Annotated in this window: 14 protein-coding genes; 4 read left to right on the forward strand and 10 right to left on the reverse strand. The window is 68.3% G+C overall.

Going from position 1 to position 16,592, the window contains the following annotated elements; all coding sequences use genetic code 11:
* Nucleotides 1–51: 51 nt before the first annotated feature.
* The 5 genes from rodA to ACFOD9_RS09075 all read right to left on the reverse strand — a co-directional run bounded on the left by rodA (nt 52) and on the right by ACFOD9_RS09075 (nt 5,944).
* Complete coding sequence (rodA, locus tag ACFOD9_RS09055; protein ID WP_379509758.1) at nt 52–1,167, reverse strand: rod shape-determining protein RodA; 1,116 nt, start codon at nt 1,165–1,167, stop codon at nt 52–54.
* Nucleotides 1,164–3,290 carry a penicillin-binding protein 2 gene (gene mrdA / locus ACFOD9_RS09060; RefSeq protein ID WP_379509759.1) on the reverse strand — a complete coding sequence of 709 codons (2,127 nt, stop codon included), beginning with the start codon at nt 3,288–3,290 and terminating at the stop codon, nt 1,164–1,166. Before mrdA ends, rodA begins: the two co-directional genes overlap by 4 nt.
* 5 nt (nt 3,291–3,295) lie before the next feature.
* Entirely contained in the window at nt 3,296–3,847 is a 552-nt protein-coding gene (mreD, locus tag ACFOD9_RS09065; RefSeq protein WP_379509760.1) for a rod shape-determining protein MreD, read from the reverse strand.
* Nucleotides 3,847–4,785, reverse strand: a complete 939-nt coding sequence (gene mreC, locus ACFOD9_RS09070; protein WP_379509761.1) for a rod shape-determining protein MreC — start codon at nt 4,783–4,785, stop codon at nt 3,847–3,849. Before mreC ends, mreD begins: the two co-directional genes overlap by 1 nt.
* Before the next feature lie 112 nt (nt 4,786–4,897).
* Entirely contained in the window at nt 4,898–5,944 is a 1,047-nt protein-coding gene (locus tag ACFOD9_RS09075) for a rod shape-determining protein (protein WP_379509762.1), read from the reverse strand.
* 217 nt (nt 5,945–6,161) lie between these two features.
* On the opposite strand from ACFOD9_RS09075, the gene mutL reads away from it, so the two are divergent.
* Nucleotides 6,162–8,030 (forward strand): DNA mismatch repair endonuclease MutL, encoded by a 1,869-nt coding sequence (gene mutL, locus ACFOD9_RS09080; RefSeq protein ID WP_379509763.1) that lies wholly within the window; start codon nt 6,162–6,164, stop codon nt 8,028–8,030.
* Nucleotides 8,031–8,073: 43 nt separating this feature from the next.
* On the opposite strand, the gene ychF is transcribed toward mutL, so the two are convergent.
* Nucleotides 8,074–9,174 carry a redox-regulated ATPase YchF gene (ychF, locus tag ACFOD9_RS09085; RefSeq protein WP_379509764.1) on the reverse strand — a complete coding sequence of 367 codons (1,101 nt, stop codon included), beginning with the start codon at nt 9,172–9,174 and terminating at the stop codon, nt 8,074–8,076.
* A 330-nt stretch (nt 9,175–9,504) separates the two neighbouring features.
* Between ychF and ACFOD9_RS09090 the strand changes: the two genes are divergently transcribed.
* Nucleotides 9,505–9,993 carry an RcnB family protein gene (locus tag ACFOD9_RS09090; protein ID WP_379509765.1) on the forward strand — a complete coding sequence of 163 codons (489 nt, stop codon included), beginning with the start codon at nt 9,505–9,507 and terminating at the stop codon, nt 9,991–9,993.
* A 254-nt stretch (nt 9,994–10,247) separates the two neighbouring features.
* On the opposite strand, the gene pth is transcribed toward ACFOD9_RS09090, so the two are convergent.
* The 4 genes from pth to ACFOD9_RS09110 form a co-directional block, all read right to left on the reverse strand.
* Entirely contained in the window at nt 10,248–10,817 is a 570-nt protein-coding gene (gene pth / locus ACFOD9_RS09095; RefSeq protein WP_379509766.1) for an aminoacyl-tRNA hydrolase, read from the reverse strand.
* 125 nt (nt 10,818–10,942) lie between these two features.
* Nucleotides 10,943–11,554: a 50S ribosomal protein L25/general stress protein Ctc gene (locus ACFOD9_RS09100; RefSeq protein ID WP_379509767.1), complete on the reverse strand. Its 612-nt coding sequence runs from the start codon at nt 11,552–11,554 to the stop codon at nt 10,943–10,945.
* A gap of 118 nt (nt 11,555–11,672) precedes the next feature.
* On the reverse strand, nt 11,673–12,533 hold the full coding sequence (locus ACFOD9_RS09105) for a TraB/GumN family protein (protein WP_379509768.1): 861 nt from the start codon (nt 12,531–12,533) through the stop codon (nt 11,673–11,675).
* Between the two features lie 10 nt (nt 12,534–12,543).
* Complete coding sequence (locus ACFOD9_RS09110) at nt 12,544–13,449, reverse strand: TraB/GumN family protein (protein ID WP_379509769.1); 906 nt, start codon at nt 13,447–13,449, stop codon at nt 12,544–12,546.
* 119 nt (nt 13,450–13,568) lie between these two features.
* Between ACFOD9_RS09110 and ACFOD9_RS09115 the strand changes: the two genes are divergently transcribed.
* Nucleotides 13,569–14,486 carry a glycine--tRNA ligase subunit alpha gene (locus ACFOD9_RS09115; protein ID WP_379509770.1) on the forward strand — a complete coding sequence of 306 codons (918 nt, stop codon included), beginning with the start codon at nt 13,569–13,571 and terminating at the stop codon, nt 14,484–14,486.
* The gene (glyS, locus tag ACFOD9_RS09120) at nt 14,483–16,576 is read left to right on the forward strand and encodes a glycine--tRNA ligase subunit beta (RefSeq protein ID WP_379509771.1); all 2,094 of its coding nucleotides are present in this window, start codon (nt 14,483–14,485) and stop codon (nt 16,574–16,576) included. The genes ACFOD9_RS09115 and glyS overlap by 4 nt, the downstream gene beginning before the upstream one ends.
* The last annotated feature ends 16 nt before the right edge of the window (nt 16,577–16,592 follow it).

Raw genomic sequence — 16,592 nt, forward strand, 5'->3', positions numbered from 1 at the left:
GGGATGGGAAGGGGCAATCTTCATGCCCGGCGCAAAAAATTTGGCTGCCCTTCACGAGAGGCTGCGCGGGCCTTCGCGGTTCCAGTTGGCGACCGCCATGATCGTGCCGATGCAGATCATGTTGGTCATCATCGAGGAGCCGCCGTGGCTCATGAACGGCAGCGGAATGCCGACCACCGGGGCCAGCCCCATGACCATCATCAGGTTGATGCAGACGTAGAAGAACATGGTGAAGGCCATGCCCATGGCGAGCAATTGGTCGAACCGGCCACTGGCGTTGCGCGCGGTCCGGAGCGCCCAGTTCAGCACCCAGGCGAAGACCCCGATCACGAACAGGCCGCCGACCATGCCCCATTCCTCGGCCATGGTGGCGAAGACGAAATCGGTGTGGGCTTCGGGCAGATAGTCGAGGTGGCTTTGCGAGCCGTTGCCGAAGCCCTTGCCGAAGAACCCGCCCGAGCCGATCGCGATGGTCGACTGGAGGATGTGGTAGCCGGTGCCGAGCGGATCCTTGGACGGATCGAGGAACACGAACACCCGCTGGCGCTGGTAATCGTGGAGCACGGTGAAGAAGGCGACCGGCGCGATCACCGCCACGGCCGCGCCGGCGCTGATGAACCACCACAAGGGCACGCCGGCCAGGAACACCACCACTGTCGCCCCGAAAGTGATGGCCAGGCCCGTGCCGAGATCGGGCTGGATGATGACCAGGCCGGCGGGCACGGCGAGCAGGGTGGCGGCCGGGATCAGCGCGCGCCAGCTCGCGGTCATCGAGGCGGGCAGGTCGTCGTAGAAGCGGGCGAGGACCAGCACGATCCCCGGCTTCATCAGCTCCGAGGGCTGGAGGGTCATGAATCCGAGGTTGAGCCAGCGCTGGCTGCCCCCGCCGATCCCGCCAACCAGCTCGACCAGCACCAGTAGGACCACGATGACCCCGTAGATCGGATAGGCAAGCTGCTTGAACACCTCCTTGCGGACCCGGGAGATGGCGATGGCCATGGCCAGGAACACGAAGAAGCGCAGGAAATGGGTGAGCGCCCAGGGACGCAGCGAGCCGCCGGCGGCCGAATAGAGCACGGTCGCGCCGAAGGTGGTCAGCGCAAGCAGGGGAAGGATGACCGGCCAGGGCTGGCGCGCCACCGGATCGGGGATGATGCTCGGGCTCATTTCGGCTGGCCTGCTGATGGTGCCGAGCCTGGTCCCGCTGTGGTCGGGGCGGCGCTACCGGTTGGTTTGGCCGGTGCCGAAACGGCAGGCCCGGGGGGTTCCTCGCGGGCGGTATCGGGCGTGGTGCCGGCATCGGCGGCGGGCACTTCGGTATTGTCGGCCTTGGTAATCGCGGCCTGGACGGCCTGGTCGTCGCCCACCTTGGGCGCCGTGGTGCCATATTGCGCGGCGAAGGCGCGATAGCGCGCGTCCATCCGCTCCATCGGGGTGCCGCCCCAGGTCTTTTCCATGGCGAGCAGCGTGTCCCACGCCTGGCCCGGATCGAACAGGAAGGTCAGCACGTCGCGCGCGATCGGCGCGGCGGCGCGGGCGCCGAAAGTGCCATGTTCGACCACCACCGAGACCGCGTAGCGCGGCCGGTCGGTCGGCGCATAGCCGATGAACAGTGAGTGATCGCGCGATTTCCAGTCGCCCACGTGGCCCCGGCTGGTCAGCGCGCGGACCTGAGCGGTCCCGGTCTTGCCGGCCATCTGGATGCCGGGGAGCTGGAGCTTGCTGCCAACGCCCGTGCCCGAGCCGTTGACCACGGCGAACATCCCGTCATGGGCGACGGCGAGCTGTTCAGGGGTGAAAGGCAGGGCCGGGCCGGGGGTGGCGGGCTGGCCGAACATCAACGAGGGATTGAGATTGCGCCCCGAGGCGATGCGCGAGGTCATCACCGCGAGTTGCAGCGGCGAGACCGAGACATAACCCTGGCCGATCGAGGCGTTGAGCGAATCCGCCGCGGTCCACTCCTGCTTGTAGCGGCGCATCTTCCAGGCCGCGTCGGGGATCGTGCCGTAGCGCTGCCTGGTGCCGGGCAGTTCGAATTCCTGGCCCAGCCCGAGCAGCCTGGCGACCGGCGCGATCGCATCATAGCCGACCCGGTGGGCCATCGACCAGAAATAGGTGTTGCAGCTGTGCTCGATCGCCTGGCGCATATCGACCGATCCGTGGACCGCGTCGCACCGGAAGAACCGGCTGCCGAGCCGGTAGCCGCCGGGGCAGTTGACCCGCTCCGCCGGATCGACCCCGTGCTGCTGGAGGGCGAGGGTGGCCATCGGCTTCATGGTCGATCCGGGCGGGTAAAGCCCGCGCAGCGCCTTGTTGAGCAGGGGGACGTGATCGTCCTCGTTCAGCATCTTCCATTGCAGGCGGCCGATCCCGCCCACGAAGCTGTTGGGATCGAAGGCTGGCATGGAAACGAGGGCCAGAATGCCCCCGGTGTGGCAATCGATCACCGTGACCGCGGCCGATTCCAGGCCGATGCGGCGGGCGGCATAGTCCTGCAGGGCGCCATCGATGGTGAGCCGGATCGGATTGCCCGGCACATCCTCGCGCATGGCGAGATCGCGCACCACGCGGCCCGTGGCGGTGACTTCGGTGCGGCGCGCGCCGGGGACGCCGCGCAAGGTGGGTTCGAAGGCCTTCTCCAGCCCGTCCTTGCCAACCTTGTAGCCCGGCGTGATGAGCAGGGGATTGCGGTCCTTCTCGTAGTCGTCGGCCGAGGCGGGGCCGACATAGCCGATCAGGTGGGCCACCGCCGGGCCGGTGGGATAGAACCGCGAAAACCCGCGCTGGGGGATCACCCCGGGCAATTCGGGCAGGCGCAGGCTGACGGCGGAAAAGGCCTCCATGCCGAGCTTGGTGGCCACTTCCACAGGCTGGAAGCCGCGGCTGCGCTTGATCTTGTCCGAAAGGTCCTGGAGCTGGACCGGGGTCAGGCTGAGCAATTGCGCCAGTTCGGCAAGGGTCTTGTCCGGGTCCTGCAGGCGTTCGGGCACGAGATCGACGCGGAAGTCGGTCCGGTTGGTGGCCATGGGCAGGCCGTTGCGGTCGAGTATCCAGCCCCGGCGCGGCGGGATCAGCGAGAGGTTGACCCGGTTGCTTTCCGACAGGGTGCGGTACTTGTCACTCTCGACCAGCGCGATCCAGCCCATCCGCGCGGCGAGCAGCATTCCGACCCCGCCCTGCAGCGCGCCGACCACCACGCTGCGCCGGTCAAAGCTGTTGGCCAGGGTTCCCGAAGAGATGTGTCGTCCCAGGGTCTGGCGGGTGCGGTCGCGCCGCAGGAAGCGGAACATGGTGGCTACCCCAGCGACCGGAAGCGCCACAGGCGCAGGCGGTCACACACCGCGATGAACCGCTCGACCAGCGGGAGCAGCAGCACCGAGAGCACCAGTTGCGGGGCCAGTACCGTCATGTGGTTGCCGGTCAGCCCGGCCTGGGCGAGAGTGGAGGCGAGCAGGAGATAGGCAGCGATCACGCCTGCGGCAACCAGCCAGTCCATCAGGTAGGAGCGCCAGGGGAAGCGCTGCTCGATCACTTCGAACACGATCATCGCCACCGACCACAGCAGCATGGCCGAGCCCAGCGGCTGGCCGCTGTAGAGATCATCGACGAAGCCCAGCGGCAGGCCGGCCCAGACCGGGAGCAGCCCGGGATGCAACTGGCGCCAGCCGACGAGGAACAGGAAGCCCAGCGGCGGCATGACCGGGGCCGAGGCGATTACCGGCAGGGTCTGAGCCACCGAGCCGAGGATCACCGCCACCCACGGCACCGAGCGGGCGAGCAGGGGGGAGGGCGCCCGGTTGAGCTGGCGCGCGGCGGCCGGCGCGCTATCGAGGCCGGAGCGGGGCATCAGGGCGCCACCGCGGCCGGCTTCTTCTTGTGGGCCGGCTTGCCCGACGGCGGCGTGGCCGGGGCTACCGGGACCAGCGCCTCGGGCATCCCCGCGCTGATCGCGTAGGGCGGGTAGATGGCGACGAAGGCGCTTTGCGTGGGATCGCTGAGCACGCGGGCGATGGCGCCGTCGCGGGTGAGCGAAACCACCACGCCAACCGCCATGCCCGGCGCATAGAGCCCGCCCGAGCCGGAGGTGACAAGGACATCGCCCACCTTCAGCGGATTGATCCCGAGGCTGACGAGCCGGACCTGGAGCGTGCCGTCGCCGCGGCCCTGGGCAAAGGCGGGCACCCCATCGCGCCCGCGCATGACCGGCAGAAGGCTTTCGGGATCGGTGATCAGCAGGATTCGCGCGGTGCGCGCCGAGACTTCGAGCACCCGGCCAACCACGCCGGCCGGCGAGCGCACCGGCATCCCCACGGTGACTCCCTTGTCGCGCCCGACCGAAAGGGTGGCGAAGCGGCGCGGGCTGGAGGCGGTGGAATCGATCAGCCGGGCGAAGGCGACCGGGCCGGAATCGGCCTGGGCAAGGCCGGCCAGCGCCTTGAGGCGGCGGTTTTCATCGGCCAGGGCGCGGGCTTCGGCAAGCTGGACGCGGGCGATCTGGAGCTCGTGCTCCATCGCGGCATGGCGCGGCCCCCAGGAAAGATAGCCCCACAGGCCGGCCATGACCGTCTGCCCGCCCGAGCGGCCGGCGGCGACCACCTGGCCGGCCGGCGCGGCGGCATCGGCCGCGCTTCCGCGCAAGGCGGCAAAGGCACCGGGGTTCAGCAGCGACACGACCAGGACGAGCGCACCGGCCAGCGCGCCGGCGATCGCGGCGAGATAGCCGAAGAAGGTCCCGTATTGCGCCCGCCTGGAAAAGCCGGTGCGCCGGGCGTTCGGCGGCGCCATGCCCTGCTCCTTACCTCGCCTCTGGCCTCAGCGGCGGACCTGCCCCCGGGCAGCCCCCCTTTAAGCCTGCCCGCCACGCCGCTTGCGTGAAATTCTGCTGCCTGGCCCCGCCTCAGGCGGTCATCAGGACGCCGCGATAGACCGGGTCTTCCATGGCCCGGCCGGTGCCGAGCGCCACGCAGGACAGCGGATCTTCGGCGATGGACACCGGCAGGCCGGTTTCCTCGCGCAGATAGTCGTCCAGCCCCTTGATCAGGGCGCCGCCGCCGGTCAGCACGATGCCCTGGTCGACGATATCGGCCGCCAGTTCGGGCGCGGTGTTTTCCAGCGCGATCCGCACGCCCTCGACGATGGCGCCGATCGGTTCCGAGAGAGCCTCGGCGATGTTCGCCTGGGTGATGGTGATTTCCTTGGGAACGCCGTTCACCAGGTCGCGGCCCTTGATGTGGATCGTTTCGCCCACGCCATCGGCCGGGATCACCGCGCAGCCATAGTCCTTCTTGATCCGCTCGGCCGTGGCCTCGCCGATCAGGAGGTTGTGGTGGCGCCGCACATAGGAGACGATGGCTTCGTCCATCTTGTCGCCGCCGACGCGGACCGAGGTGGTATAGGCCAGGCCGCGCAGCGAGAGCACGGCGACCTCGGTGGTGCCGCCGCCGATATCGACCACCATCGAGCCGACCGGCTCGGTCACCGGCATATCGGCGCCGATCGCGGCGGCCATCGGTTCGAGGATCAGGAACACCTGGCTGGCCCCGGCATTGGAGGCCGCATCGCGGATCGCGCGGCGTTCGACCGAAGTGGAGCCCGAGGGCACGCAGATCACGATTTCCGGATAACGGAACATCGAGCGCTTGCCGTTCACCTTGCGGATGAAGTGCTTGATCATCTCTTCCGCGATCTCGATGTCGGCGATGACGCCATCGCGCAAGGGGCGGATCGCCTCGATATTGTCGGGCGTCTTGCCCATCATCATCTTGGCATCGTCGCCGACGGCCTTGACCTTCTTGATGCCGTTGATCGTCTCGATCGCGACGACCGAGGGTTCGTTCAGCACGATGCCACGATCCTGGGCGTAGACGAGGGTATTCGCGGTGCCGAGGTCGATCGCGAGGTTCTGCGAGCCCAGCTTGAAGAATCGGGACATCATGGACGACATCGATGGAATTCCGTGGTTTTCTGGTTGCCGCCGCCCGATGCCGCAGGTGCGGCGATCGGCCCAGCGGAGTGGGGGATGCGGCTCCTTAGCGCAAGGGTGGGCCGATGGCCAAAAATTTGTCGCGAAAGCGGGGGAGACTGCGCCGCCTCGTCTCGAATTCCCGGCGGTTCGTCGCTAGTCTGGCCCTTCTCGTCCCCGAGGACTGCACACCCCCTTCATGCCCGTCATCCGCCGCCTCCCCGATACCCTCGTCAACCGCATCGCCGCCGGCGAGGTGGTGGAGCGCCCGGCCTCCGCGCTCAAGGAGCTGGTCGAGAATGCGATCGATGCCGGCGCCGGCCATGTGGCGGTGCGCCTCGCCAATGGCGGGCTCGACAGAATCGAGGTGACCGACGACGGTTGCGGCATGGCGCCGGACGAGATCGCCCTGGCGCTGGAACGCCACGCCACCTCCAAGCTGCCCGATGAAGCGATCGAGCAGGTCGCCACCCTGGGCTTCCGGGGCGAGGCGCTGCCCTCCATCGCGAGCGTCGCGCGGTTGACCATCGAGAGCCGGCCGGTCCTTCGACAGGCTCAGGATGAGCGGAGGGCCGACGGCTGGTCGCGCACGGTCGATCATGGCGAGGTGGTGGCCGAAGGCCCGGCCGCCCTGCCGCCGGGAACCCGCATCCGGGTGGAGGACCTGTTCGGCCGGGTGCCGGCGCGGCGCAAGTTCCTGCGGAGCGCGCGCAGCGAATATGCCGCCTGCCTCGATGTCGTGCGCCGGCTGGCCATGGCCCGGCCCGACGTGGGGTTCACCCTGGAGCATGATGGCCGCCGGGTGCTGGCGGTGCCGGGCGGGGAAGGGCTGGCCCGCCGGGTCGCCCAGCTCATCGCCCGCGAACTGGCCGACGAGGGCGTGGCAATCGAGGCCGAGCGCGGCGCCAATAACGGGACTTGGGCCCGGCTCACCGGGGTCGCCGGCCTGCCCACCTTCAATCGCGGCGTGGCCGATCACCAGTATCTGTTCGTCAATGGCCGGCCGGTAAAGGATCGCCTGCTGATCGGCGCAGTGCGCGGCGCCTATGCCGATATGCTGGCGCGCGATCGCCATGCCGTGCTGGCCCTGTTCCTCGAAGTGCCGCCCGAGGAGGTGGACGTGAACGTGCATCCCGCGAAAACCGAGGTGCGCTTTCGCGATCCGGCCTTTGTCCGGGGCTTCATCGTATCAGGCCTGCGCCATGCGCTCGACAGCGCGGCCGGGCGCAGCGCCCAGCCGGTGGCGAGCGGCGCCATGGCCAATTGGCAGGCCGAACCGCTTGCCGCTCTCCCGCCGGCGGGCGGGGCGGGGGAGGCGCCCGGTGCCCCATCCCCCGGCCTCACCTCGCTGTTCGCCCGGCAATATGCCCCGCAAGGCCAGCGCCTTGGCGAATCCGGTGCTTTGTGGCGGGGCTACGAGCAGGGCGTGATGGCCCCGGCCGCCCGGGCCGAGGCGGCCGTCCCGCTGGTGGCGGGCGCGCAGGACTTTCCCCTGGGCGTGGCGCGCGGCCAGGTGGCGCAGACCTACATCGTGGCCGAGGCTGCCGATGGCCTGGTCATCGTCGACCAGCACGCCGCCCATGAGCGGCTGGTGATGGAGCGGCTGAAGGCGGCCGGGGCCGGGCAGGCCGCCGCCAGTTCCCAGGCCTTGCTGATCCCCGAAGTGGTCGAACTGGAAGAGACCGATTGCGACCGGCTGGAGGAAGCCGCGCCGCGCCTGGCCGAACATGGCCTGGCGCTGGAGCGGTTCGGGCCGGACGCCATGCTGGTCCGCGCCGTTCCCGCGCCGCTTGCCGGGGGCGACATCAAGGCGCTGGTGCGCGACGTGGCCGACGATATCGCCCAGCACGGCGATGCCCTGCTGCTGGGCGAGCGGCTCGATCATGTGCTGGCGACCATGGCCTGCCACGGATCGGTGCGGGCAGGCCGCGCCCTTTCGGTCGCGGAGATGAACGCCCTGCTGCGCGAGATGGAAGCCACGCCGCGATCGGGCCAGTGCAACCACGGCCGGCCGACCTGGGTGAAGCTTGCCCACGCCGACATCGAGAAACTGTTCGGCCGGAAGTGACCCGGCGGGCGTCTGGTGCCGCCGGGCCTTGCCGCAATCGGCCTCAGACGTTGAAGCGGAAGTGCAGCACGTCGCCGTCCTGCACCACGTATTCCTTGCCTTCCGCGCGCAACTTGCCGGCATCCTTGGCCCCGGATTCGCCGCCGAGCGCGATGTAATCATCGTAGGCGATGGTTTCGGCGCGGATGAAGCCGCGCTCGAAATCGGAGTGGATCGCGCCGGCCGCCTGGGGCGCCTTCGAGCCCTTCTCAACCGTCCAGGCGCGCGCTTCCTTGGGGCCGACGGTGAAGAAGGTGATGAGGTGCAAGAGGTCGTAGCCCGAGCGGATCACGCGGGCGAGGCCGGTTTCGTGGAGGCCCATTTCCTCAAGGAAAACGAGCCGTTCATCGGCGTCCATGCCGACCAGTTCGGCCTCGATCGCGGCCGAGACGATCACCGCGTTGGCGCCTTCGGCCCTGGCCTTCTCGAACACCCGGGCGGAGAAGGCATTGCCATCCGCGGCGCTTTCCTCCTCGACATTGCAGACATAGAGCACCGGCTTGGCGGTGAGCAGCTGGGCCTGGGCGAAGACGCGGGCTTCCTCGATGTCCTTGGGCTTGGTCAGGCGGGCGGGCTTGCCATCGCGCAGGAGATCGAGCGCCTGGCCGAGCACCGAGGCCATGATCTTCGCTTCCTTGTCGCCCCCGGTCGCCTTCTTCTGCGCGGCGGGAACGCGCTTCTCCAGGCTTTCCAGATCGGCCAGCATCAGTTCGGTCTCGACCGTATCGGCGTCCGAGATCGGATCGACCTTGTTGTCGACGTGCTGGATATCGTCGTTCTCGAAGCAGCGCAGGACGTGGACGATGGCATCCACCTCTCGGATGTTGCCGAGGAACTGGTTGCCCAGGCCTTCGCCCTTGGAGGCGCCGCGCACCAGGCCGGCGATGTCGACGAAGCCCAGCTGGGTGGGGATGATCTTCTGGCTGCCGGCGATCTGGGCCAACTGATCAAGCCGGGCGTCTGGGACGCCGACATTGCCGACATTGGGTTCGATCGTGCAGAACGGATAGTTGGCCGCCTGGGCCGCCTGGGTTTCGGTCAAGGCATTGAACAGCGTCGATTTGCCCACATTGGGCAGGCCCACGATCCCGCAACGGAAACCCATCTGATACTCCGACAATAAAGCTGAATTCGGGCGGGCCATAGCGGGGAGGGCGGGGTTTGGCCAGTTGCCTGCCGGTCCTTCCCGGTGGGCGGGTGTTTTCATCGAATTTTCAATCCTGCAGGCGTCATGGCCGGGGCCAGACCGGCGGGGACGATGGCCGCGCAGCGCAGCTGAGCCGGCCGGGCAGTCCAGTCTCTTCCGACAGAAATTGCCCGCGTATCAACGCGCTCCGCTCACCGTCTGCCGCGCGCGGCCTGTTCTTGTTCACGCAGTGGCCATGCACGCGGGAGGATTATGGGATCGGTTCTCAAGACTTCGAGGAGAAGAACGATGAACAGGTTCCTGAAGGGTGGCATGGGCGTCCTGCTGGCGGTGGCCAGCGTGATGTCGGCGGTTCCGGCTTCGGCCCAGTATTACGGCGGGCGCGACAGCGACCGCGACGGCGTGCCCGACCGGCGCGAGTGGAACCGCGACCGTGACCGCGATGGCCGCCCGGACCAGTTCGACCGGCGTGACGACCGCCGGGGCGACTGGCGCGGCCACCGCGATCGCGATCATCGCTGGCGCTACTATGGCGGCCATTACGGCTACGACGGCTACCGGGGCGCCTGGCGTTCGGGCCAACGCTACCCCTATTGGCGCGACAACAGCTACGTGATCCTTGACTACGGTGCCTATGATCTGCCGCCGCCGCGCCCGGGCTATCGCTATTACCGCGATCGCAATGGCGACATCGTGATGGCCGCCGTGGCATCGGGGATCATTGGCCTGATCATCGGCGGTGCCCTGGCCGATGGCGGGCATCATCGCGGCTGGTAAGCGGCGCCGATGGCATGAAAGAGGGCCGCTTCCCCGGTGGGGGCGGCCCGTTTCCTCCCGCCGCAGGCGCGGAGGATGACGGTGTTGGCCAAGGCCACCTTGGCGGCGAGCAGGCCGGCGAGGAGAGCGCAGGGCCGGTGAGCCTGGACGCGAACGTCATGGTCGAGCCGGGAACGAAAATGCCCGGACGACCTGGAAGTCGGATCGTCAACGGCTTGTGGCAAACCCGGTAATTGTAAACCGCGCTGATATTATCAGCCCGCCTGGCGCGAGGCCACGTCGCTCATGAAGCGCACGTCGTCGCCCTTGGCGAGCCATGGTGCCTCGGCGGCGATGGCGCCCAGCATATCGGCCAGCGGGTCCATCTCGCTCTTGGCATAGTTGCCCAGGACATGGCCGGTCACGCGGTCCTTGTGGCCGGGGTGGCCGATGCCGATCCGCACGCGGCGAAAATCGGGGCCGAGATGCTGGTCGATCGAGCGCAGGCCATTGTGGCCGGCCAGCCCGCCGCCGGTGCGGACCTTGACCTTCATCGGGGCGAGATCGAGTTCATCGTGGAAGACGGTGAGATCGGTCGGTGTCAGCTTGTAGAAGCGCAGGGCTTCGCCCACCGCGCGACCGCTTTCGTTCATGAAGGTGGCCGGTTTCAGCAGGAGGATCTTCTCGGTGCCGATCCGGCCTTCCTGGAGCCAGCCTTGGAACTTCTTCTGCGGCGGGCCGAAGCCGTGGACTTCGGCGATGGTATCGACCGCCATGAAGCCGACGTTGTGCCGGTGCAGCGCATACTGCCCGCCGGGATTGCCGAGGCCGACCCAGAGCTGCACATCATTCTCCGTTTGCGTGAGGGAATGCCGTTGGCGCGAAAAGCGGGCAACGAAAAGCCGGGCCACATCGCTGCGGCCCGGCTTTCTGATGGGGCGGGCTGGCCGCCCCCGTCAACCGAAGAGGCTCAGGCGCCTTCGGTCTTGCTGTTGTCGCCTTCTTCGCTGCGGAGGCCCGAGGGGGCAACGATGGTGGCGATGGTATCGTCGCGATCGGCGTGGGCGGCGGTGACGCCGGCCGGCAGATCGACGTTGTGCAGGTGGATCGAGGCGCCGACTTCGAGGCCGGTGACATCGATCACCACTTCATCGGGGATCGCATCGGGCGCGCAGACCAGGTCGAGATCGTGCAGCACGATGTTGAGCACGCCGCCACGCTTCAGGCCCGGCGAGGCTGCTTCGTTGGCGAAGACCACCGGCACGTTCACGTGAACCTTGTGGTCCGCCGAAATACGCAGGAAGTCCGCGTGAAGCGGGCGATCCGAAACGGGGTGGAAGGCCACGTCCTTAGGCAGGGTGCGAACGGTCTCGCCGCCAACCACGATCTCGACGATCGAGTTGAAGAAGTGACCGGTGCCGAGCTGGCGACGCAGTTCCTTCTCTTCGACGTGAATGCTCTGCGGCGCCTGGTTTTCACCATAGACGACTGCGGGGACACGGCCAGTGCGGCGCAGACTGCGGGAGGCTCCCTTGCCAACCCGATCGCGCGCCTCGGCCGGCAGGGTAAGCGTTTCGCTCATGCTCTTGCCTTTCGAATGCGTGAAATGATCGTTTTCTCCCGCCACGCCTCCAGGGATGACCATGACGGGAAGCGCGGGCCGTTAGCGGGATTGTGCCCGCAAGGCAAGGGAAATGCCCCTATTCGACCCGCCGGACCTGCCAGCCGCGCGCGGCGAGGAGGGCGGGGATCCCGTCGGCCCCCGCGAGGTGCGCCGCGCCGACCGCGACGAAGGGGTGGCGCCGGCCGCGCAGCAGGGCTTCGAGCTTGCCGGCCCAGGCCCGGTTGCGCGCGGCATAGAGCGCTTCGCGCAGTTCGGGATCGGCCAGCAGCCCCTGGTGGGTGGCGCTGGCGATGGCGGCCATGTCGCCCTGGCGCCAGGCATCGGCGATCCGGGCCTCGTCATCGGGCTGGCCGGCATCGCGGACCACAGCGGCGAGGAGATCGCGCTGTTCGGCCTCGGGCAGGGTATCGAAGATCGCCAGCTGCGCCTCGGCGCCTTCCAGTTCGAGGCGGGGCAGGTTCGGGCGGGCCCTGACCAGCGCGCGGTCCACCCCGTTGGCCGGATCGAGGCCGCGCATCTGCCCTTGCGCGAGAGTGAGTGCGACGGCCCAGGTTTCGGTCTGGGCGAAGCGCGCTTCGGCCAGGCCTTGCGCCTTGAGCAGGGCGGCGAGGGCGGGGCGCAGCGCGGGCGGAAGGCGCTGGCCGAGCGGCGGCAGGCCGGGGCTGGCGGCCTTGGCGGCAAAGACCTGCGCGGTGTGGCTATCATCGTCGATCGCGGCGATTTCAAGCGTCAGGCTGTCGGCCTGGTTGAGCGCGGCGGCGACCCCGGGGCTTTGCCAGGCGACCGGACGGGCCAGCGCGTGGATCGTGCCGAACAGCCAGGCGCGCTCGCCATGGGGGCCGGTCACCTCCCACAGCGCCGGATCGGCGGGGAGCGGGCGGGCGCAGCCGGCGAGGGCCAGGGCCGCCGCGAGGATGACGCCAAGCCGGCCCATCATTGCAGGCCCATCATTGCACGCGGGTGACGGCCAGCCCGGCGCGGGCGAGGACATCCTGCACCGAATCCTTGCCGGCCAGATGCCCCGCGCCAACCGCGACGAACACCGTGCCCGGCTGGGCGAGGCGCTTCTGGAGCCAGGCGGCCCAGGTCTTGTTGCGATCGGTCAGCAGGGCTTTGACCATGTGCGGATCATCCTCGTCGGCATTGAGCAGGGCGGCGAGGCGTTCGGGGCTGCCGGCGGTCCATTCGCGCACGATCGCGGCGAGTTCCTCGTTCATGGTGCCGATCCCGTCGAGCACCTCGGCAAGGTAGCGCTTCTGGACCGCCATGGGCAGGCCGGCGAACATCCGGAACTGGTCCTGCGCGGTTTCGAGGCCGATGCGGGCGCGGCCAAGGCGCTTCATTTCGGCGCCGATCCGCTCGTCCACGCCGTTATCGGGTGAATAGCCGCTCTGGGCGAGCGGCAGGGCGGTGAGGGCGACGGCGGCATACCACGGCTCGAACCGGTCGAAAGCCTCGACCGGCAGGCCGTACTTGGTGAGCGCGCGCTCGAATTTCGCGCGGGTGGCCGGCGCCAGCAGGGCGCGCAGGCTCTTGCCCTCAGGCAGCAGCGCGTTCTGGAGGACGGCGGCCTTCATCTGGTCCTGCGGGGTTTCGGGGATTTCGGTGACGAGCTGGTCGGCGCCCTTGATCGCGGCGGCGACCGGGCCTTCGAACCACTCGACCCCGGCCGGCAGGGCGTGGATCGTGCCGAACAGCCAGATCGTGGTATCGGCGTCGGCGATCTTCCACAGCGCGGGTCTGGCGGGGGTGGTGGCGGCCGGCGCGGCGGCGGGGACTTCGGCCAAGGCCGGGACGGTCCAGCCGGCCAGCAGCGCGAGGATGAGGGCGAAGAGCTTGATGAGGCGCGTCATGAGCGCCGGCCTATAGGCTGCTTCCCTGCCATTCGATGAACGAAATCGCGCCGGGAGCGGACGCCGGGCGGTTCCGCGAGGTTGATTTGGCCGCGGCCATCGGCCAAAGCGGCGCCCTTATGAGCGAGACTGCTATCAGCAAGACCGGCGCCCCCCTGTCCTTTCAGGACATGATCCTGCGTCTCCACGCCTTCTGGAGCGAGCAGGGCTGCCTCATCCTCCAGCCCTACGATATGCGGATGGGCGCGGGCACCTTTCACCCCGCCACCACCCTGCGCGCGCTGGGGCCGGAGCCGTGGAGCGCGGCCTATGTCCAGCCGAGCCGGCGGCCCACCGATGGGCGCTATGGCGAGAACCCGAACCGGCTCCAGCACTATTACCAGTACCAGGTGATCCTGAAGCCCAACCCGGAAAACCTCCAGGAGCTTTACCTCAAGAGCCTGGCCGCGATCGGCGTGGACCCGCTGGCCCACGACATCCGCTTCGTGGAGGACGACTGGGAAAGCCCGACGCTGGGCGCCTGGGGGCTGGGCTGGGAAGTCTGGTGCGACGGGATGGAGGTGACCCAGTTCACCTATTTCCAGCAGGTTGGCGGGTTTGACTGCAAGCCGGTGGCGGGCGAGCTGACCTACGGGCTGGAGCGTCTGGCGATGTACATCCAGGGCGTGGACTGGGTCTACGACCTCAAGTTCAACAATGCCGGCACGACCTATGGCGAGGTGTTCCTCGAGAACGAGCGCCAGATGTCGAAGTACAATTTCGAGGTGGCCGACACCACTGCCCTGTTCGACGGTTTCGCCAAGGCCGAGGCCGAGTGCCAGCGCTGCATCGCGGCCAATGTTCCGCTCGCCGCCTATGACCAGGCGATCGAGGCCAGCCACCTGTTCAACCTGCTGCAGGCGCGCGGGGTGATCTCGGTGCAGGAACGGGCCAGCTACATCGGCCGGGTGCGCGATCTGGCCAAGGGTTCGTGCCAATCGTGGATCGAGGTGAACAAGGACGCCTGGGCGGCCAAGTATCCGGAGTGGAGCCTGTGAGCGATTTCCTTCTCGAACTGCGCTCGGAAGAAATCCCGGCCCGGATGCAGGCCGGCGCGCGGGCCAGCCTTGAAAAGCTTTTCCGCGAGCAGATGCAGGCCGCCGGCGTTTCGCTGGGCGAGCTGACCGTCTATTCGACGCCGCGCCGCCTCGCGCTGATCGCGCGCGGGCTGCCGCAGGCGACGGCGGCGGTCTCGGAGGAAGTCAAAGGCCCCAAGGTCGGCGCGCCGCCGCAGGCGCTGGAAGGCTTCCTGCGGAAGACCGGGCTGACCCAGGACCAGTTGGTGGAACGCGGCGGCGTGCTGTTTGCCGTTACCGAAAAGCCCGGCCGGGCGACCAGGGACGTGCTGGCCGAGGCCATTCCCGCCATCTGCCGCGCCTTTCTGTGGCCGAAATCCATGCGCTGGGGCAAGGCGTCGCTCTCCACCGAAAGCCTGCGCTGGGTGCGCCCGCTTTCCAGCATCGTCGCCATCCTGGGCGAGGAACTGGTGCCTTGCGAAGTGGGCGGGGTCCGTTCGGGCTATGCCACGCTGGGCCACCGCTTCCACCATCCCGGCGAGATCACCATCGGTGGCGCGGACGACTATGTGGAGAAGCTGCGCGCCTGCCACGTGCTGGTCGATCATGCGGAGCGCGAAGGCATGGTGCGCGAGATGGCGCGGGCCGCGGCCCTGGCGGCGGGCCTCACGCTGGTCGACGATGAAGGGCTGGTGATCGAGAACGCCGGGCTGACCGAATGGCCGGTGCCGCTGCTGGGCCGCTTCGACGAGGCCTATCTCGAAGTGCCGCCCGAAGTGATCCAGCTGACCGCGCGCACCAACCAGAAATATTTCATCTGCCGCGACAGTGCCGGCAAGCTGGCCAATGCCTTTGTCTGCACCGCGAACATCGCAGCGAGCGACGGGGGCGCGGGGATCGTTGCCGGCAACCGCAAGGTGCTGGCCGCGCGGCTTTCGGATGCCCGGTTCTTCTGGCAGCAGGACCGCAAGACGGCGCTCTCGGTCCATGGCGAAAAGCTGGGCCGGATCACCTTCCATGAAAAGCTGGGTACCGTGGCCGACAAGGTCGAGCGGGTGGCCCGGCTGGCCGAGTGGCTGGCAAGCGAAGGGATTGTGCCGAATTGCGATCCGGCTCTCGCCCGCAAGGCCGCCGAACTGTGCAAGGCCGACCTGGTTACCGAGATGGTTGGGGAATTTCCTGAACTTCAAGGACTTATGGGTGGTTATTATGCCCGCGCCGAAGGTCTGGGCGATGCGGTTTCCGATGCGATCCGCGATCACTACAAGCCGGTCGGCCAGGGCGACGAGGTGCCCACCGCGCCGGTGACCGTGGCCGTGGCGCTGGCGGACAAGCTGGATACGATCCGCAGCTTCTTCGCCATCGACGAGAAGCCCACCGGCTCCAAGGATCCCTTCGCCCTGCGCCGCGCGGCGCTGGGGATGATTCAGATCGTCATGGCCAATGGCCTGCGGTTCGGGATCGGGGAAGGCGATGTCCTTGCCTTCTTCGCTGACCGTCTGAAGGTCCAGCAAAAGGAAGCCGGTGTTCGGCACGACCTGATCGACGCGGTGTTCGCGCTGGGCGGGGAGGACGATCTGGTGCGCCTGCTGGCGCGGGTCCATGCCTTGCAGGCGTTCGTCGCCACCGAGGACGGGGCCAATCTCCATGCCGGCTACAAGCGTGCGGCCAATATCCTCAAGAAGGAGGATTGGCAGGGCGTGGAGGCCCGAATTCCGCGTTCGGGCGACGAGGATCCGATGTCGAACGTCGATGATCCCGATATGCGCGCGGTGGCCGCGGCGCGCGGGGCGCTGATGCATCAGGCCGGGCACGCGCTGGAGCCGGCCGAGGCCGCGCTGGTCGCCGCGCTGGACCGGGCGGAACCGGCGGCGAAGGCAGCCGTCGGGGCCGAGGATTTCGCCGGGGCCATGGCCGCGCTGGCGGCGCTGCGCGGCCCCATCGATGCCTTCTTCGACCAGGTCACCGTCAATGACGCAGATGCGAACAAGCGGGCCTTCCGTCTGGATTTGCTTGCACGTTTCCGCGCCGCAGTGCACAACGTAGCCGACTTCTCGCGCATCGAAGGATAAGCTGACCGCTGGTGAA

This window comes from Novosphingobium bradum (genome assembly GCF_042646485.1).
In the GTDB taxonomy this organism is placed as follows: domain Bacteria; phylum Pseudomonadota; class Alphaproteobacteria; order Sphingomonadales; family Sphingomonadaceae; genus Novosphingobium; species Novosphingobium bradum.